The sequence below is a fragment of the Pseudomonas sp. NFACC16-2 genome (assembly GCF_900119205.1).
In the GTDB taxonomy this organism is placed as follows: domain Bacteria; phylum Pseudomonadota; class Gammaproteobacteria; order Pseudomonadales; family Pseudomonadaceae; genus Aquipseudomonas; species Aquipseudomonas fluorescens_Q.
Genome location: NZ_FPIX01000001.1, coordinates 166,744 through 184,736, shown reverse-complemented (window position 1 = coordinate 184,736; position 17,993 = coordinate 166,744). Strand labels below are relative to the sequence as shown.

The following is a 17,993-nucleotide window of genomic DNA, read 5'->3' as shown; positions in this document are numbered from 1 at the left end:
GGTCCCATGCTCCGTAAATCGGCGGGTCCAAGCAGCAGAACCTACCGGTCAACCTATGAACAATAGGTTTGTTTTCGTGCAATCATTATGTATGATACGAAACGTACCGTATCGTTAAGGTGACGTTAAAAATTTATGACTTTCTTTCTCATGTCTCCCTATATAGAGGTAGTAAGCGCTCAAGAGACCCCCTTCCAAGCAGAAGCTGAGATCATATAAATATACAAAACGAAACGATCCGTTTCATTGCTTTTCGAGAGAATCCTATACCCTGAGTCTCTTTTGTCAAGCGCCATATTGGAGATTTTGATTTATGGCCCGTAAACCATCTCGGAGCTCCATTGGCTCATTGAGGAGCCCTCACACGCACAAAGCGATCATCATTTCTGCCATAGAAACACTTAAAGAGTGCGGTTACTCGGGGTTGAGCATCGAGGCGGTGGCCCGCCGCGCTGGCGCGAGCAAACCGACAATCTACCGGTGGTGGGGTAACAAGGCAGCCTTGATCGCCGAGGTCTACGAGAGTGAAAGCGAGCAGATTCGCAAAGAGCCTGATAAAGGCACTTTCAAGGAGAACCTCAATTTCTTGCTGCTCAATCTCTGGAAGGTCTGGCGAGAAACGATTTGCGGGGAAGCTTTTCGATGCGTCATTGCTGAGGCCCAGCTCGATCCCAGCACGCTGCCCAAGCTGAAAGACGAATTCATGGAGCGGCGTAGGGAGTTGCCTCGCAAGCTGGTGGAAAAAGCTATTCAGCAGGGCGAGTTGCCCAAGGATACATCGCGTGAATTGCTCTTGGACATGATCTTTGGGTTTTGCTGGTACCGGCTGTTGACCGAGCAGTTGGAGGTGGAGGCAGATATCAATGAGTTCACGACACTGCTGATGAACGGGGTACTGCGCCCGACTTCGGCGGCGGTTCAAGACGCCGCCGAAGCCTGATTATCGGGAGGGGTTGGGCTTATTTCGCGCCGCTGAATCGTGCATGAAGGCTCGGCAGGATGCTGGCCAGGTGGTTGAACTCACACAAGTCATGCACCGCAAATTCATAAGCCAGGGTTTCCAGCTCCACTTCTCCCAGGCCGTTTTCTTCCAGTAGCTGGGCGGCGCGCTCGGCGCCTGGAAAACGCTGCATGGCGGGGTGGCTGCCGACCCAGTAACGGCTCGTCAGGTACAAACCCTCCGGGCATTCCTTGAACAAGTGCGCCATCAACGACACCGGTACTTGCGGTTCGTGGGCCAGGCTCATCAAGGCGCTGACACTGCCGTCTATTTTGGATTCGCGGTAAAGATCCGGACAGAAGCCCAGGTCGCAGGGGGCCCTGAAATCAATGTGCAGGTGCATAAGGCGGTCACCGACGTACTCGGAGGCGCAGAAGGTATTACCGTACAAGCGCTCCTCGAAAGTCAGGGTATCGTCCAGGAGGCGCTCGTGATGAACGCAGGGGTTTTCCACGTGGGCATAAGGAAACCACAGGGTGTAGCGTTCAGCCTCCAGTGGATGCCACATGAACCACCACTTGAGCATCTGCGCGGTGCAGTTGGGAAAAAACTTGCGACTTTGCACATAGGCCATCGGCCCTGGCAGCAGGGCGTATCCGGCCTCTTCGCTAATGAAATCAGCGGCGAGCATGCGGTTAAGGTCTTCAACGCTGGGCGTCAAGGCGTCAGCCAAGGGCATGGGGCCTTGCTGTATTTTTTCGACGGCACTGAGCGGCACGCTGATCTTCGAGCGGAAAAAGTCGGCGTAGGGTTTGCCTTGGATGGCCCGCTGATTGGCCAGGAACTGCTTCTGCATTGGCAATGAGAAGTAGGTGAAAGGTGTCATTACGCGCGCTTCCATGACGGTATTTCCTTGATAGTGCGCGAAAAGCCCGGAGCATCGGCTGCGAAGTCCTCGCGCGGTGTTGTAAAGGGACAATGACGGGACCAAAATAGGTAGGCTGAAATAAAAAGTCAAATTTGAATTAGAACTATAAAGAGATGAGCTCATGGACAATGCCATTGGCAAGCCTTCCCTGCCTCGTGCTTCGCGGCTCGATGGGCAGGCAACGCGGCTGCAGATTCTGGAAAAAGCGGGTGAATTGTTTGCCGAACAGGGATTGGCCAACACCACCAGCAAGCAGATTTGCGAACGTTCGCAAGCCAACAGTGCGGCGGTGAATTATCACTTCGTAAACAAAGAGGGCCTGTACCGCGCGGTATTGCTCGAAGCCCACGCTCGGTTGGTGCGGATGGAAACTCTGGTTTCGCTTAACGAGCGGCCCGGTTCGCCGCAAGACAAATTACGTGCCCTCATCACCGTGCTGGTCGAGCGCCTGCACGACCATCCGGATGGCTGGGCGCTGAAAGTGCTCACGCGCGAAGTGCTTTCGCCTTCTCCCGAGTTTGAGGTGGTACTCAAGGAGCAGTCGTTTCCCAAGGCGCACATTCTGCGTGGCTTGCTTGGGCAAATCATGAACTTGCCAGCGGATCACCCGACAACGTTGCGCAGCGCCATCAGTGTCTTCGCGCCCTGTCTTTTTTTGCTTATAGCCCATCAGCCGTTAAAGCAGCATGTGCTGCAAGGGTTGAGTCTCGAGCCGCAGGGTTTGATCGACCACATGATGAGCTATGCCCTTGGTGGGCTCCAGGCAGTGGCCGCGACTGCCCACGACGCTGCAAGCTGACGCGGGGGCCATGGTTATGGGGGGCTACCGTTGGCGCGAGTCCAATGAGTAGGCACCGCCGCCGCGCGCGACGATGTAGAGGGCAAGAAACCCCATCAGCACAGGAAACTCGATGCCTCGATCTATCCAGGGCCATGTCGGCCCCAGCGCATAGCTGATTGCAACCATCTCAATGGCGATCAGCAGGGCGACGAGTCGTGTGCCGAGCCCTATTGCCAGCATGAGCGCACCGACCGTCTCCAGCAGCATGACCAGGAAGGCAAGCTGTGCCGCGAAAGGCAGTCCCATCACGTTCTGGATGAGGTTGATCGAGGCGGCCATTGGATCCGCCATCGAACCGTGGGAAATGCGCAGAACTTTTGGTAAACCGTGGGTCAGCAGGACGCCGGCGAAGATGATCCGCAGCAAGGTGTACAGGAGCGCTTCGACGCGGGCGACTCGTTCAGTCGCAGCGGCTAACACGCGGCGCAGCGACGATAAGACTTGAGTGGTCATGGGGAATCCCTGGCAGGGTTGCTTGAAGCGCTGACGCATGAATTCGATAGCGCCCCCTGCACTGTGCAAGGGGCGATACCTCTGCGAATACTCCCTGGGCGCTATTGCCCTTTGGCGGGCAGGCCCATCTTCGCCAGTGTCAGCGTTTCATCGGCGCGCCCCCATCCGCCGTCTGCAACCTCTTCGACAAGGATCATGGTGAACGGACGAACACCCTCGCCGAAGTACTCGACGAACATCTCTGTGGTGCGATGGATGATCTCTTCTTTGCGGGCGTGGTCCAGGATTCCTTCGGGGAATTTGTAGTTGGCAAATGGCATGGATCGACTCCGTGGTGTAGGAAAAATTCGGTAGGGTCAACAACCCAAGCGCATCTTTCCCCTTCAGGTCCATGGAATAAATCCCTCTGGATTGTCATCAGCATTCAACGTGCGCGAACAATCGGCCCCTCGGCTCAGTGCGAGTGACGCGGTTCACCACTGCGGGCAATCACGCGCAGATGCAACGTCGCCGGCTCCAGGCAGCCTCCTGTGGAAAGCTGTCCCACCAGTTGCCGGTACAGTTCCTGCCAAGGTGTTTGCGAGGGTGGGATATTCGGCGTCCATTCGCGGCGGCGCTGGGCCATCTCGGCGTCGTCGATCAGCAGGTTCACGGTACGTGTGTTCAGGTCCACTTTCAGCCGGTCGTTGGTTTTCAGCAACGCCAGGCCGCCGCCCACGGCCGCTTCCGGGGACATGTTGAGGATCGACGGGCTCGCCGAAGTGCCGCTCTGACGCCCATCGCCGAGGCAGGGCAGGGAGTCGATGCCTTGCTTGATCAGCGCCGCCGGCGGGGCCATGTTCACCACTTCGGCGCTGCCGGGGTAGCCTACGGTGCCAACGCCACGGATCACCAGGATGCAGCGCTCGTCGATGTCCAGCGCCGGGTCGTCGATCCGCGCGTGATAGTCCTCCGGTCCTTCGAATACGATGGCCCGGGCTTCAAAGCTATTCTCGGCGCCGGGCTCGGACAGGTAGGTCTTGCGAAACGCCTCGCCCACCACCGACATCTTCATGATCGCGCTGTCGAAGAAGTTGCCGCTGAGCACGATGAAGCCGGCCCGGTGCTTGAGCGGGGTGTTGAAGGGATGGATCACATCGGTGTTGCTGGTCAGGCTGTTGCTGACGATTTCACCGATGGTCTTGCCGCTGACCGTGGCGCAGTCTTCATGCAGGCGCCCGGCTTTTTGCAGTTCATGCATGACCGAGGGCACGCCTCCGGCCCGATGGAAACCCTCGCCCAGGTACTTGCCCGCCGGCATGCAATTGACCAGCAACGGCACGTCCTCGCCAATCCGTTGCCAGTCCTCCAGGCTCAGCTCGACGCCCATGTGCCGGGCGATGGCGATCAAGTGCGGTGGGCAGTTGCTCGAAGCGCCGAGTGCCGAGGCGACGGCGATGGCGTTCTCGAAGGCCTGGCGGGTCATGATCTGTGAGGGGCGTATGTCTTGCAGCACCAGGTCGCAGATGCGCTTGCCGGTGGCATAAGCCATTTGCCCGCGCTCGCGATAGGGCGCCGGAATGCTCGCGCAACCGGGCAGCGACATGCCCAGGGCTTCGGCCAGGGCGTTCATCGACAAGGCGGTGCCCATGGTATTGCAGTGACCCACCGACGGCGATGCCGCAGTGGTCATTTCCATAAAGCCTTCGTAGTCGATCTCGCCGGCGGCCATCAGGTTGCGTGCATGCCAGAGTACGGTGCCGGAGCCGATCAGTTCGCCCTTGTGGTGGCCGTCGAGCATCGGCCCGCCGGACAGGACAATGGCCGGCAGGTCGGTGGTCGCCGCGGCCATCAGGCAGGCCGGGGTGGTCTTGTCGCAGCCGGTGGTGAGCACCACGCCGTCCAATGGGTAACCGTGAAGAATCTCCACCAGCCCCAGGTACGCCAGGTTGCGGTCCAGCGCGGCGGTGGGGCGACGCGACTGTTCGGCGATCGGGTGCACCGGGAATTCCATGGGAATGCCGCCGGCATCACGGATACCGGCCTTGACCCGTTGGGCCAGTTCCAAGTGATGACGGTTGCAGGGCGTCAGGTCGCTGCCGGTCTGGGCGATGCCGATGATCGGGCGTCCCGACTGCAGTTCTTCGCGGGTCATCCCGTAGTTCATATAGCGTTCGACATACAGGGCGGTCATGTCCGCGTGATCGGGGTCATTGAACCATTGCTCGCTGCGCAGGCGGTGTTTTGGCGTGTCACTCATGATTCATTTCTCTCTTGTAATTGGATGAATCGGTCACGGTCCTGGCGTTTTAGCGGTCCAGCAGTCCTCGGGCGGCAAGATTACGCAGCAAGGCGCTGACACCAAAAGTCCAGGGGGCGGCATCGCAGCTGTGGGCCACCTGGTTATGCAGGCTTCCGAGCAACGGGCTGCTGATGCTGACCACATCACCGCGTTTGTGGGTGAAACCGCTGCCGGCATGATCACGGTCTTCGGTGGGGGCGAACAGGGTACCGAGAAACAGCACAAAACCATCTGGGTATTGGTGATTGGCGTTGAGTGTCTGGCCTGCCAGGTCCTGTGGGTCGCGGCTGATCTGGTTCATGGAGCTGGAGCCGTGCAGGCGGTAGCCATCCTCGCCGTGTACCTGAAGATCGACCACGCACTCCCTTACATCATCCAGGCTGAAGTGTTCGTCAAACAGGCGAATGAACGGCCCGATGGCGCAGGAGGCGTTGTTGTCCTTGGCCTTGCTCAGCAACAGTGCGCTGCGGCCTTCGAAATCCCGCAGGTTGACGTCGTTGCCCAGGCTGGCGCCGAGGATCTGGCCCCGGCTGTTCACGGCCAGCACCACTTCGGGCTCCGGGTTGTTCCATTGCGAGCCGGGGTGAATACCGATGCGGCTGCCGCTGCCCACGGCGGCCAGGACCGGTGCCTTGGTGAAGATCTCCGCATCCGGGCCGATGCCGACCTCCAGGTACTGCGACCACATGCCCTGTTCGATAAGCAAGGCTTTGAGGCGCATGGCTTGCTCGGAGCCCGGCACGATCGTGCGCAGGTTATCGCCGATCACGCTGTGGACGGTGGCGCGTACAGCTTCGGCCTTCGCTGCATCGCCGCCGGCCTGTTCCTCGATCACACGCTCGATCATGCTGGCGGCGAAGGTCACGCCGGCGGCTTTGATCACTTGCAAGTCCAGGGGCGGCAACAGCGACGGTTTGCTCGGGTCGGCATCTGGGCCGGTGTTGGCCAGCAGGGCTTCGACACTGGCGATGAAGGTGCCGGGCGTCTGTCGCACGGCGGCCAGCGGCGATTCTGTTTCCAGCAGATCACTCAATGTCGCAAAACGATCCGAGAGGTCGAATACACCGTCGTTGCGCAACGCAATGGGCGAAGGCCCGGCGATTCGGCCCGGCACCCAGGCACGACCAATCAGGGTTCCGGCCACACCATCGACCGGCAGGGTATTCTCGGGAGTAAGCAGTAGCGACATGGCAAGTCTTCCTGTTCGTAAAGCCTTCACGCTAGGGTGGCCGCTCGATAAACTCCAATGAGATATATTCAGTATTTGATAACGTCGGGTTATCGCCGGCCTGAGGAATAGCCATGTCAGATCTGTCCTTCTCCAGCTTCTGTGGCTGGCTCAAATTCCGCCACTTGCTGCTGATCGACACGTTGGGGCGCACCCGCAACATGCACCTGGCGGCGCAGCAGATGAACCTCAGCCAGCCGGCCATCAGCAAGATGCTCAAGGAAATCGAAAGCCTGCTCGGCTTTGCCCTGTTCGAACGGCTGCCACGGAGCATGCCGCCTACGGCTTTGGGTGAACACGTACTGCGGTATGCGCAGATTGCCTTGAATGATGCGCGCTCGTTCGTCGAGCAAATCAGCAGCTTGCGCGAGGGTGGCCACGGCTTTCTCAAGGTCGGCGGGATCTTTGCTGCCACTGCGGTGGCTTTGCCCGAGGCGATCTTGCAGATCAAGCAGCGCTGGCCGTTGCTGTCGATTGAAGTGGTGGAGCAGACCAGTAACCACCTGATGGAGATGCTTGAAGAGAAGACGCTCGACCTGGCGGTGGCCCGTTTTACCGATCAAAGCCAGCAGCAGCGCTATGACTTCCAGCCGTTGGCCCCGGAGCCGTTCTGCATCGTGGTCAACTATCGCCATCCGTTGGCCGGCGCGGGCCCGGTCTCCTTGCAGCAGTTGGTGGACTTGCCGTGGATTCTCTACCCGGTCGGCACGCCGATTCGCGCACGCATGGAGCTGGCGTTCGCCGAGGCCGGGGTGGGAATGCCGCGCAACACCATCGACACCATTTCCATGCAGACCTTTCTCCAGGTGCTGCAACGCGGGCCCATGATCGGCATGCTGCCCCATGCGATGGTCGATCCGCTGCTCGAAAGCGGCCAGCTCAAGACCCTCGACACCCCGCTGCACCTGGTGCCGCAGGACTACGGCATTCTCACGCGCAAGGATGAGCCGTTGGTAGGCGCGGCGCTGGAGTTTGCCGAGATTCTCAAGGACAACGCCCGCCAGATGATTTGAAGACGCAATCGAAACTGTTTGGTCCGGGGACATGGTTAACCTGTGGCGAGGGGATTTATCCCCGTTGGACTGCGCAGCAGTCCTAACCTCGGCCCCGCTTTCTGTCAGGTTGATTTTAGGTTGAGCTTTTTGGGGCTGCTGCGCAGCCCAGCGGGGATAAATCCCCTCGCCACAAGTCATGCGCCTTGACTTAAATCCTCGCCCGGATTTCTAGAACCTTGATAACGGGTGGTTATCGACTAATCCAAAAATGCCATTGGGAAAGAATCGATCCCCGACAGTAGAGTCCTCGTTCAATCGCCGGATGATTCGTTCATTCGACGTGACCCAATAAAAACAATCAGGGGTTACCTCATGCAAACCATCTCCGAGCAGTTGCCCGCGCAGGCGCCCGCCTGCGAATTGGATTTCGAAGACCGGACCTACCGCAAGGTGATCTGGCGGATCCTGCCCGTGTTGCTGTTGTGCTACATGGCGGCGTACCTCGATCGAGTGAACATCGGGTTCGCCAAGCTCGACATGCTTAATGAGCTGCAGTTCAGCAACACCGTGTATGCCTTGGGCGCCAGTATGTTTTTCTGGGGCTATTTCCTCTTCGAAGTCCCCAGCAACCTGTTGCTGCATCGCTTTGGCGCGCGGTTCTGGATTGCCCGGATCATGCTGTCCTGGGCGGTGATTTCCATGGCCGTGGCCTACACCGTGCCGCTGGCAGGTTTGTTCCACATCGAATCGAGCAGCATGTTCTATGTGTTGCGCTTCTTGTTGGGCATCTGTGAAGCGGGCTTTTTCCCCGGCGTGATCCTGTACCTCAACTACTGGTTCCCGACCCACCGGCAGAGCCGGGTGATGTCCGGGTTCCTGCTGGCATTGCCGGTCAGCCTGACCCTGGGCGGTATACTCTCCGGCTGGCTGATGAACAGCATGCAAGGGGTGCATGGCCTGTCTGGCTGGCAATGGATGTTGCTGATCGAAGGCATTCCTTCGATCATCATGGCGTTCGTGGTGATCGTCTGCCTGGCCGACAACATCGACAAAGCCAAATGGCTGTCTGTCGCGGAAAAAGCCCTGCTCAAGGCCAACCTGCAAACCGACAACCAGGGCAAGGCCACGCGCTTGAGTGAAGTGTTCTTCAACCCTCGGGTGTGGTTGCTGGTGTTGATCCTGCTGACCTTCAACACCGGCTTCTATGGCCTGGCGTTCTGGATGCCGTCGATCATCAAGAGCACCGGTATCACCAACAGCTTGCACATCGGTTTGCTGACCGCCATTCCTTACTCGGTGGCGGTGGTGGCGATGCTGCTCAACGCCCGGCACTCCAACCGCACCGGTGAGCGGCGCCTGCACGCGGCAATCCCGGCGTTCATTGGCGGAGCCGGCCTGATCCTCAGTGCGTTCTTCGCCGACAACCTGGTGTTGTCCGTGCTCTTTCTCAGTGTTTCCGCTTCCGGGATCCTCAGCCTGATGCCGATTTTCTGGACCCTGCCGGGCACCGTGCTATCGGGGGTCGCCGCCGCAGCCGGCATTGGCATGATCAACGCCATCGGCAACCTGTCGGGCTTCACCGGTTCGATGATCACCGCCGTGGCGGAAACCCTCACGGGCAACATCAACAACGGCACCTATGTACTGGCCTTGTGTCTTTTGGTCAGTGGGGGACTGATCCTGGCCATTCCCGCCTCGATGCTCGGCAGGACACCCAGGCACGCCACCACGGCAGCGCAACTGGAGACCGCATGAACCTACAAAACAAACGCGTACTGGTCACGGCAGCGGGGCAGGGCATTGGCTTGGCCAGCGCCATTACCTTCGCCCGGGCCGGTGCCGAGGTGTTCGCCACTGACATCGATATCCAGGCACTGGCGGGGATCGAAGGGATCACCGCCATGCCCCTGGACGTCACGTCGCCCGCTGCAATCAGCGCCGCCTGCGAACGTATCGGTGGGCTCGACGTGTTGTTCAACTGCGCAGGCTACGTGCACAGCGGCAACATACTGCAATGCGATGAAGCGGCCTGGGCACGTTCGATGGACCTCAATGTCACGGCCATGTACCGGATGATCCATGCATTCCTGCCGGGCATGCTGGCCCGTGGCGGCGGTTCGATCATCAACATGTCGTCGGTGGCCTCCAGCGTCAAGGGCGTGCCCAATCGCTTCGCCTATGCCACCAGCAAGGCCGCAGTCGTGGGCCTGACCAAGGCCGTCGCCATCGACTTCGTCAGCCAGGGCATCCGCTGCAACGCGATCTGCCCTGGCACCGTGGACTCACCCTCGTTGCGTCAGCGCATCGCTGACCAGGCCGCGCAGCAGGGCGTGGATGAGGCGCAGGTCTACCGGCAATTTCTCGACCGCCAGCCCATGGGCCGCATCGGCCACACTGAAGAGATCGCCCGGTTGGCGTTGTACTTGGGCAGTGATGCGTCCGCCTACACCACGGGTGCCATCCACATCATCGACGGTGGCATGAGCATCTGAACCCCGGTCTTCACTTGAGCAGGAGCACGACATGAAACTATTGCGCTACGGCGAAAAAGGTTCGGAAAAACCCGGGCTGTTGGATGCCGACAATCAGATCCGCGACCTCTCGGCCCATGTGCCGGACATCACCGGGCAGGCCCTCGGCCCCGACAGCCTGACAGCGCTCGCCACCCTCGACCCCCGCAGCCTGCCGCTCGTGGCCGGCCAGCCGCGCATCGGTGCCTGTGTCGGGCAGGTCGGCAAATTCATCTGCATCGGCCTGAACTACGCCGACCATGCGGCCGAGTCGAACATGGAGGTGCCGAAAGAGCCGATCATCTTCAATAAATGGACCAGTGCCATCTGCGGGCCGAACGACGACATCCAGATCCCGCGCGGCTCACTCAAGACCGACTGGGAAGTCGAGCTGGGCGTGGTCATCGGTAAAGGCGGACGCTACATCGACGAAGCCAATGCCATGGAGCATGTCGCCGGCTACTGCGTCATCAACGATGTGTCCGAGCGCGAGTGGCAACTGGAGCGCGGCGGCACCTGGGACAAGGGCAAAGGCTTTGACACCTTCGGCCCCCTTGGGCCGTGGCTGGTGACGCGAGACGAAATCGCCGACCCGCATACGCTGGACCTATGGCTGGAGGTCGACGGACACCGCTATCAGAACGGCAATACCCGTACGCTGATCTTCAGCGTGCCGCAACTGATTGCCTACCTGAGCCGGTGCATGAGCCTGCAGCCAGGGGATGTGATCTCCACCGGCACGCCGCCCGGCGTCGGCTTGGGCATCAAGCCCAAACCGGTGTTCCTGCGGCCGGGCCAGACCATGCGCCTGGGAATCCAAGGCCTGGGCGAACAGCGCCAGGTCACGGTGCAGGCGGACTGAGGGCTGGGCTTGCTCCCACAGAACGATTCCGGATGCACGCGGATATGGTGTCCGCTGTAGACCCAATGTGGGAGCAAGCTTGCTCGCGATAGCGGTGGCCCGGTCTGGCCTCACTTGGGTTCAACACGCCTGACCCGCTTCATCACCACCACAAAAAACACCGGCACAAACACCACCGCCAGCGTGGCGGTGATCATTCCGCCGATGACCCCGGTGCCGATGGCCTGCTGGCTCGCCGAGCTGGCGCCCGTGGCAATCGCCAGCGGGACCACCCCAAGGATGAAGGCCAGCGAGGTCATGATGATCGGCCGCAGGCGCAGGCGTGCGGCCTGTAGCGTGGCGTCGATCAGGTCGTGACCTTCGTCGTATAGGCTCTTGGCGAACTCGATGATCAGGATCGCGTTTTTCGCCGACAGGCCGATGATGGTGATCAGCCCGATCTTGAAGAACACATCGTTAGGCATGCCGCGCAACGACACAGCCAATACCGCGCCGAGCACACCCAGCGGCACCACCAGCAACACCGAGGTCGGGATCGACCAGCTCTCGTACAGCGCCGCCAGGCACAGGAACACTACCAGCAGCGACAGGCCCAACAGGATCGGTGCCTGGCTGCCGGACAGGCGTTCCTGCAAGGACAACCCCGTCCATTCTTGGCCCAGGCCCGTCGGCCCCAGGGCCACCAGCCGTTCGATTTCAGTCATGGCTTGCCCGGTGCTGTAGCCCGGTGCCGGTTCACCGGAAATGCTCACCGCCGGATAACCGTTATAGCGGGTCAATTGCGCCGGCCCCTGGGTCCAGCGGGCCTGGACGAAGGCTGACAACGGGACCATTTTCCCGCTGTTGTTGCGCACATGAATCTTCAGCAAATCTTCGACCTGGCTGCGCTGGTCGCCTTCGGCCTGGACCACCACCCGTTGCATGCGCCCCTGGTTGGGGAAGTCGTTGATGTAGGTCGAACCCACTGCCGTGGACAACACACTGCCGACGTCGGCAAAGGAAATGCCCAGGGCATTGGCCTGCTTGCGGTCGACTTCCAATTGCACCTGCGGCGCCTCCGCCAGGGCGCTTTCACGCACATTCATCAGCATCGGGCTTTTGTCGGCGGCGGCGAGCAATTCGCTGCGGGCCTGCATCAAGGTGGCATGGCCGAGGCCACCACGGTCCTGCAAACGGAACTCGAAACCGCTGGAAGTGCCCAGGCCGTCCACCGGCGGCGGTAGCACCGAGAACGCCATGGCGTCCTTGATCTGGCTCAGCGCCAGGTTGGCGCGGTCGGCGATGGACGCCGCCGAATCCTCGGCGCCGCGTTGCGACCAGTCCTTGAGGGTGGTGAAGGCCAGGGCCGCATTCTGGCCGCTGCCGGAAAAGCTGAAGCCCAGAATGATCGTGCTGTCGCCGACCCCCGGTTCGCCGGCGTTGTGGGCTTCGATCTGCTCGACCACTTGCACCGTACGATTCTTGCTGGCACCCGGTGGCAGCTGGATGTCGGTGATGGTGTAGCCCTGGTCTTCCACCGGCAGGAACGAGGAGGGCAGGCGGCTGAACAGCACGCCCATGCCCACCAGCAACACGCCGTAGATCAGCAGATAACGGCCGCTGCGTTTTACCGCATAGGCCACCCAACCTTGATAGCGCTCGCCGAATCGGTCGAAACCACGGTTGAACATGCCGAAGAATCCAGTCTTGGCGTGGTGATCACCTTGGGCGACCGGTTTGAGCAAGGTTGCACAAAGCGCCGGGGTCAAGGTCAGGGCGAGAAAAGCCGAGAACAGGATCGATGTCGCCATCGACAACGAGAACTGCTGGTAGATCACCCCCACCGAGCCCTGCATGAACGCCATCGGAATGAACACCGCCACCAGCACCAGGGTGATGCCGATAATCGCCCCGGTGATTTGCCCCATGGCCTTGCGTGTGGCCTCTTTGGGTGACAAGCCTTCCCGGGCCATGATCCGCTCGACGTTCTCCACCACCACGATGGCATCGTCCACCAGGATACCGATGGCCAGCACCATGCCGAACATGGTCAGCACGTTGATCGAGAACCCCAGCGCGAGCATCGTCGCGAAGGTGCCCATCAGCGCCACCGGCACCACCAATGTCGGGATCAGGGTGTAGCGGATGTTCTGCAGGAACAGGAACATCACCGCGAACACCAGCAACATCGCCTCGCCGAGGGTGTAGATCACCTTGGTGATCGAGACCTTGACGAACGGCGACGTGTCGTAGGGAATCTTGTATTCCACGCCGGCCGGGAAGTAGCGCGACAGCTCGTCCATCTTGTTGCGCACCAGGGTCGCGGTGTTCAAGGCGTTGGCACCCGGAGACAGTTGCACGGCCACGGCAGTGGACGGCTTGCCGTTCAGGCGCGTGGAAAACTGGTATTCCTGGCTGCCGATTTCTACCCGTGCCACGTCGGCGATGCGCACCGTCGAGCCATCGGGGTTGGCCTTGAGCACAATGTCGGCGAACTCTTGTGGTGTATTGAGCTGGCCCTTGACGACGATGGTCGCGGTGATTTCCTGGGTGTGGCGGCTCGGCAAATCGCCCAGGCTACCGGCCGATACCTGGGCGTTCTGCGCCACGATGGCTGCGTTGACGTCGGCCGGAGTCAGGTTGAAGCCCACCAGTTTCTGCGGGTCGATCCAGATCCGCATGGCCCGTTCGGCCCCGTACAACTGGGCCTTGCCGACACCGTCCAGGCGCTTGATCTCGTTCATCACGTTGCGCGCCAGGTAGTCGCTGAGAGCCACGTCGTCGAGCTTGCCGTCGCTGGAGGTGAGGGTGATCAGCAGCAGGAAGCCAGCGGAGACTTTGTCCACTTGCAAGCCTTGCTGGGTCACCGCTTGCGGCAGGCGCGACTCCACGGCCTTGAGGCGGTTCTGCACATCGACCTGGGCCAGTTCCGGGTTGGTGCCGGGTTGGAAGGTCGCGGTGATGGTGGCGCTACCCAGGCTGCTCTGGGACTCGAAATACAGCAGGTTGTCGGCGCCGTTGAGTTCTTCCTCGATCAGGCTGACCACGCTTTCGTCCACGGTTTGCGCCGAGGCACCCGGGTAGACGGTGTAGATCTCGATTTGGGGCGGGGCCACGACCGGGTATTGCGCCACCGGCAGTTGCGGGATGGCCAGGATACCGGCCAACAGGATGAATAGCGCGACCACCCAGGCGAACACCGGACGGTCGATGAAGAACTGCGGCATGGCTTAGTGTCCTGCCTGTGGCCCGGGAACCTGGGCGAGGGGAAGTGGGGTGTCATCGACCTGGACCTGCTCACCGGGACGGGCATGTTGCAGGCCTTCGATGACGATGCGGTCGCCGGGTTTCAAACCTTGCGTGACGACCCAGCGATCGTTTTGCGCGGCGCCCAGTTGCACAGGCTGCTGGCTGACCTTCTGTTCGGCGTCCAGCAGCAGCACCTGGGCAACTCCGGCGCTGTCTCGCAGGATGGCCCGTTGCGGCACAGTGATGCCCTGGCTGTTGACCGCCTGTTCCAGGCGCACGCGAATGAAGCTGCCGGGCAGCAGGTCCAGGTCGGGGTTGGGGAATTCGCTGCGCAGGGTGATCTGGCCGGTGCTCGGGTCGACGCTGAGGTCGGTGAACAGCAATTTGCCGGGCAGCGGATAGGGGCTGCCATCGTCCTGAATCAACGTGGCCTTGGCCTGGTCCTGGCCGACCGCTTGCAAAAGCCCTGCGCGAAAGGCGCGGCGCAGGTCGTTGAGTTCGCGGGTCGATTGCGTGAGGTCGGCGTGGATCGGGTCCAGTTGTTGGATCAGCGCCAACGGCGTGCTTTCGTTCTGCCCGACCAAGGCACCTTCCGTCACCAGGGCGCGACCGATACGTCCGGAAATCGGCGCGGTCACCGTGGCGTACCCCAGATTCAGTTTCGCCCGTTCCACCGCGGCCTTGCTGGCAGCGACGTCGGCGGCGGTCTGGCGCACGCTGGCCCGGGCGTTGTCGTAATCCTGGCCACTGATCGCCTTGTCATCGATCAACTGGGCGTAACGTTGTGCCTGCAAACGGGCCTGGAACGCATTGGCCTCGGCCTTGCGCAACGCCGCCTCGGCACTGTCCAGGTCGGCCTTGAATGGTGCCGGATCGATGCGAAACAGCAGTTCGCCCTGTTTGACGTCGCGGCCTTCACGAAATACCTGTTGCAAGACTACCCCGGCCACCCGCGCCCGCACTTCGGCTACCCGCGGCGCGGCGATCCGGCCACTCAGCTCGTTGCTGATCGACAGTGGCCGGGCCTGAACGGTTTCGATACGCACGCTTGCCAGCGGGGAGGATGCTTCTGGGGGCGAGGCGCTATCACAGCCACTGAGCAGCAGCGCGCCGACCAGCAGGCCCAATGTGATGAAAGGAATCTTGGACATGGTGCTTCCCCACTATTGAGCCGCCCATGGTAGGGATCGAGGCCAACGGCAGGGGTGAAGCTTTGTAGGCGCTCTGTGAAATTGTGTAAGCACCCCAGTGGTCTGTTTCAGGGGCCACTAGATCCGAAAATGCCCCACCAACTGCTGTTGATGGTTGGCCATGGCATGCAACGAGTGGCTCGCCTGCGACGCTTCTTCCATCCGGCTGGTCAAGGTTTCGCTGATTGCGCGAATGTCGCTGACGCGATGGCTGATGTCCTCGACCACAGCGCTTTGCTCCAGGGCGGCGCTGGCGATCTGTTGGTTCATGTGTTCGATCACTTCCACGGCGTCGGTGATGTGTTGCAACGCCGCCTGGGTCTTTTCGACTTGGGCGACGCTGTCCCTGGCTTGTTCGCGGCTCAGTTGGGTGCTGTGCACGACTTCCTGGCTCAACTGTTGCAACGCTTCGATCACCGTGCGTATCTGCTCGGCCGAGTTCTGGGTGTTACTGGCCAAATGGCGGACTTCGTCAGCCACCACCGCGAAGCCGCGTCCCTGTTCCCCCGCCCTGGCCGCTTCGATGGCGGCATTCAAGGCCAGCAGGTTGGTCTGCTGGGCAATGGCGCAGATCACGTCCAGCACCTGGCCGATGTGTTGACTGTTGCCGGCCAGCGCCTGCACCTGCTCGAGCGTGGTCTCCAGGCGCCGGTCGAGGCTGTCGATACTGGTGACCGCATTGGCGAACAATTCACGCCCCGATCGGCTAGCGTTTTCGGCGACGCTGGCGGCATCGGCCGCCTGGTGGGAGTGACGGGCCACTTCCTGGGCGTTGGTGCTCATTTCATGCAGGGCGGTCGCGGCCAGCTCGACTTCCCGGTACTGCGTGTGCATGCCTGCGCTGACTTCCCGGGCCACCTGCGCCGACGTATCGGCGGTGTCGCGGGTGTCCAGGGACGCTTGCTGGATATCGCGGATAATGGGCTGCAATTTGTCGAGAAAGCGGTTGAAGCCCTTCGCCAGGTGGCCCAATTCATCGTAGCGGTCGTTGGGCAGGCGTTGGGTGAGATCGCCGTCGCCCTCGACAATGGCGTCGAGCATGTGCGCCACCCTGAGCAAGGGGCGTGTGACGCCGTAGGCCGTCAGCCAGATAAGCAATAGGCCCAGGCAACTGGCGAGCAAGCCCAGGCTGAGGTTGAACCAATTGGACTGGCGACGCTTGTCGTCCAACTGGGCCTGCATTTGCAGGGCCGGCGCTTGCACAAGCGACTCAGGCACGCGTATCTGCAATTGCCAGGGCGTATTGGCGGGAACGGTTTGCACGGCTTGCTGGACGTCGATGGAGATGCCGTCAACCGTGCCGCTATGGCCGGCGACTTGCCCTGATGGGGAAAGAATGTTGATCTCGCTGTGGCCGGGGTACAGGTCGTTGGCAAGGCTGGCGGCGAGTTGCTGGAGGGTATCGAGGCTGATGTCCATGCCCACCACGCCGATGACGTTGCCCTGGTCCAGCAACGGTATGGAGATGCTGCTCATCAAGGTCTTCTGGCCTTCGACCTCGATCGCGTAGGGCTCTGTCACGCAGGTGCGCCCCTGGGTCTGCGGGCAGACGTACCAGGCGTTGGCCGGCTCGCTACCCGGTGGTGCGGTGTTGGCGCTGATCTGGGCTTCGCTGAGCACCTCCTGCACCAAATGGCCGGGTTGGCTTTGCGACCAATATAGGGCAAAGCGACCTTTTTCATTACCGGCCAGATCGCGTTGGCCAGTGAAACCGCTATCTTCACCGACCAGCGCGTCGGGAAGCAGCACCACGTAGAAACCGAGGACTTTTTCGCGGTTCTGAAGGGCTTGGCGGGTTGCGGCGATCAGGTCCCGGCGCAGTTGCCCTGGCGTCAGTCGCCCGCTCCACGCTTGGGCGCGCAGTTGCAGGACCTGCTGGGCAAAACCTTCCCCATAGATCGCCGTTTCGCTGAAAAAGCGTTCCACCCGTTGACCGTGGGCCAGGCCCTGAGCCTGCAAACCTTCCAGGGCCGAGCGCCCCAGCAGTTGACTGCTTTGCTGCTTGAGCAGCGTTGCACCTTGCTGGTTCTGATACAGGGAAGCGCCGGTCAGTGCCCCGACGACGGCGAGCAGGCACAGGCCACTCAAGAGCGTGATCCGCCATTGGATAGAGAGACGAGCGAAAAACATGCTGAAGTTTCCTGCGCTTAGGGATTTTTATTGTTCTGTGCCCAGCACGGTTTGAAGGACGGGCGAGGCTATCTTGCGGCAGCAAGCGCCTGTCGGTTATCCCGAATCGGCAGCCTTTACCAGGCATGGGGCTAATGCGAGTCACTTTGGGCGACGACGTCCCTGTGGCGAGGGGATTTATCCCCGTTGGGCTACGTAGCAGCCCCCCCATACAAGCCAACTCAATCTATCTGACACACCGAGTTGTTTAGCTTTTAGGACTGCTGCGCAGCCCAGCGGGGATAAATCCCCTCGCCACAGGACTGACCTGTTTTGGGGCAGTGCTTTGGATGCTGCCGTTTTGGGATAGCGAAGGGTTTTGGCAAGGGCCTAGCATCGAATCCAGCGTGCAAGCAGAACAATAAGCT

Annotated in this window: 13 protein-coding genes and 2 pseudogenes; 6 read left to right on the top strand and 9 right to left on the bottom strand. The window is 60.9% G+C overall.

Annotated elements, in window-relative coordinates; all coding sequences use genetic code 11:
* The first annotated feature begins 313 nt into the window (after positions 1-313).
* On the top strand, positions 314-940 hold the full coding sequence (locus BT116_RS00675; RefSeq protein WP_063321691.1) for a TetR/AcrR family transcriptional regulator: 627 nt from the start codon (positions 314-316) through the stop codon (positions 938-940).
* Between the two features lie 19 nt (positions 941-959).
* On the opposite strand, the gene BT116_RS00670 is transcribed toward BT116_RS00675, so the two are convergent.
* A complete protein-coding gene (locus tag BT116_RS00670) occupies positions 960-1,841 on the bottom strand; it encodes a 2,4-diacetylphloroglucinol hydrolase (protein ID WP_072339145.1) in 882 nt (293 codons plus the stop codon).
* Positions 1,842-1,989: 148 nt separating this feature from the next.
* Between BT116_RS00670 and BT116_RS00665 the strand changes: the two genes are divergently transcribed.
* Positions 1,990-2,667, top strand: a complete 678-nt coding sequence (locus BT116_RS00665) for a TetR/AcrR family transcriptional regulator (protein WP_018600493.1) — start codon at positions 1,990-1,992, stop codon at positions 2,665-2,667.
* Between the two features lie 24 nt (positions 2,668-2,691).
* On the opposite strand, the gene BT116_RS00660 is transcribed toward BT116_RS00665, so the two are convergent.
* The 4 genes from BT116_RS00660 to BT116_RS00645 form a co-directional block, all read right to left on the bottom strand.
* Positions 2,692-3,162, bottom strand: coding sequence for a DoxX family protein (locus BT116_RS00660; RefSeq protein ID WP_072339143.1), 471 nt, complete (start codon positions 3,160-3,162; stop codon positions 2,692-2,694).
* 101 nt (positions 3,163-3,263) lie between these two features.
* Positions 3,264-3,482 (bottom strand): tautomerase family protein, encoded by a 219-nt coding sequence (locus BT116_RS00655; RefSeq protein WP_072339141.1) that lies wholly within the window; start codon positions 3,480-3,482, stop codon positions 3,264-3,266.
* 134 nt (positions 3,483-3,616) lie between these two features.
* A complete protein-coding gene (locus tag BT116_RS00650; protein ID WP_072339139.1) occupies positions 3,617-5,401 on the bottom strand; it encodes an IlvD/Edd family dehydratase in 1,785 nt (594 codons plus the stop codon).
* A 49-nt stretch (positions 5,402-5,450) separates the two neighbouring features.
* Positions 5,451-6,632, bottom strand: coding sequence for a fumarylacetoacetate hydrolase family protein (locus tag BT116_RS00645; protein ID WP_072339137.1), 1,182 nt, complete (start codon positions 6,630-6,632; stop codon positions 5,451-5,453).
* Positions 6,633-6,745: 113 nt separating this feature from the next.
* On the opposite strand from BT116_RS00645, the gene BT116_RS00640 reads away from it, so the two are divergent.
* The 4 genes from BT116_RS00640 to BT116_RS00625 all read left to right on the top strand — a co-directional run bounded on the left by BT116_RS00640 (position 6,746) and on the right by BT116_RS00625 (position 11,038).
* Positions 6,746-7,684 (top strand): LysR family transcriptional regulator, encoded by a 939-nt coding sequence (locus BT116_RS00640; RefSeq protein ID WP_063321685.1) that lies wholly within the window; start codon positions 6,746-6,748, stop codon positions 7,682-7,684.
* Between the two features lie 354 nt (positions 7,685-8,038).
* Complete coding sequence (locus BT116_RS00635; RefSeq protein ID WP_072339135.1) at positions 8,039-9,421, top strand: MFS transporter; 1,383 nt, start codon at positions 8,039-8,041, stop codon at positions 9,419-9,421.
* A complete protein-coding gene (locus BT116_RS00630; RefSeq protein ID WP_072339133.1) occupies positions 9,418-10,158 on the top strand; it encodes an SDR family oxidoreductase in 741 nt (246 codons plus the stop codon). The genes BT116_RS00635 and BT116_RS00630 overlap by 4 nt, the downstream gene beginning before the upstream one ends.
* A 31-nt stretch (positions 10,159-10,189) precedes the next feature.
* Complete coding sequence (locus BT116_RS00625; protein ID WP_072339131.1) at positions 10,190-11,038, top strand: ureidoglycolate lyase; 849 nt, start codon at positions 10,190-10,192, stop codon at positions 11,036-11,038.
* 110 nt (positions 11,039-11,148) lie between these two features.
* Here the strand turns inward: BT116_RS00625 and BT116_RS00620 are convergent, their stop codons facing one another.
* The 4 genes and pseudogenes from BT116_RS00620 to BT116_RS31620 all read right to left on the bottom strand — a co-directional run.
* Complete coding sequence (locus tag BT116_RS00620; RefSeq protein WP_072339129.1) at positions 11,149-14,244, bottom strand: efflux RND transporter permease subunit; 3,096 nt, start codon at positions 14,242-14,244, stop codon at positions 11,149-11,151.
* Between the two features lie 3 nt (positions 14,245-14,247).
* Positions 14,248-15,417: an efflux RND transporter periplasmic adaptor subunit gene (locus tag BT116_RS00615; RefSeq protein ID WP_072339127.1), complete on the bottom strand. Its 1,170-nt coding sequence runs from the start codon at positions 15,415-15,417 to the stop codon at positions 14,248-14,250.
* Positions 15,418-15,534: 117 nt separating this feature from the next.
* Positions 15,535-16,131 (bottom strand): annotated as a pseudogene (locus BT116_RS31625) (methyl-accepting chemotaxis protein); the annotation flags it as partial.
* 261 nt (positions 16,132-16,392) lie between these two features.
* Positions 16,393-17,586 (bottom strand): annotated as a pseudogene (locus BT116_RS31620) (HAMP domain-containing protein); the annotation flags it as partial.
* Between the last annotated feature and the right edge of the window lie 407 nt (positions 17,587-17,993).

Bases quoted from the DNA above. Each gene is read 5' to 3' on its own strand.
- BT116_RS00675 (WP_063321691.1), top strand. From the start codon at position 314: ATGGCCCGTAAACCATCTCGGAGCTCCATTGGCTCATTGAGGAGCCCT.
- BT116_RS00670 (WP_072339145.1), bottom strand. From the start codon at position 1,841: ATGGAAGCGCGCGTAATGACACCTTTCACCTACTTCTCATTGCCAATG.
- BT116_RS00665 (WP_018600493.1), top strand. From the start codon at position 1,990: ATGGACAATGCCATTGGCAAGCCTTCCCTGCCTCGTGCTTCGCGGCTC.
- BT116_RS00660 (WP_072339143.1), bottom strand. From the start codon at position 3,162: ATGACCACTCAAGTCTTATCGTCGCTGCGCCGCGTGTTAGCCGCTGCG.
- BT116_RS00655 (WP_072339141.1), bottom strand. From the start codon at position 3,482: ATGCCATTTGCCAACTACAAATTCCCCGAAGGAATCCTGGACCACGCC.
- BT116_RS00650 (WP_072339139.1), bottom strand. From the start codon at position 5,401: ATGAGTGACACGCCAAAACACCGCCTGCGCAGCGAGCAATGGTTCAAT.
- BT116_RS00645 (WP_072339137.1), bottom strand. From the start codon at position 6,632: ATGTCGCTACTGCTTACTCCCGAGAATACCCTGCCGGTCGATGGTGTG.
- BT116_RS00640 (WP_063321685.1), top strand. From the start codon at position 6,746: ATGTCAGATCTGTCCTTCTCCAGCTTCTGTGGCTGGCTCAAATTCCGC.
- BT116_RS00635 (WP_072339135.1), top strand. From the start codon at position 8,039: ATGCAAACCATCTCCGAGCAGTTGCCCGCGCAGGCGCCCGCCTGCGAA.
- BT116_RS00630 (WP_072339133.1), top strand. From the start codon at position 9,418: ATGAACCTACAAAACAAACGCGTACTGGTCACGGCAGCGGGGCAGGGC.
- BT116_RS00625 (WP_072339131.1), top strand. From the start codon at position 10,190: ATGAAACTATTGCGCTACGGCGAAAAAGGTTCGGAAAAACCCGGGCTG.
- BT116_RS00620 (WP_072339129.1), bottom strand. From the start codon at position 14,244: ATGCCGCAGTTCTTCATCGACCGTCCGGTGTTCGCCTGGGTGGTCGCG.
- BT116_RS00615 (WP_072339127.1), bottom strand. From the start codon at position 15,417: ATGTCCAAGATTCCTTTCATCACATTGGGCCTGCTGGTCGGCGCGCTG.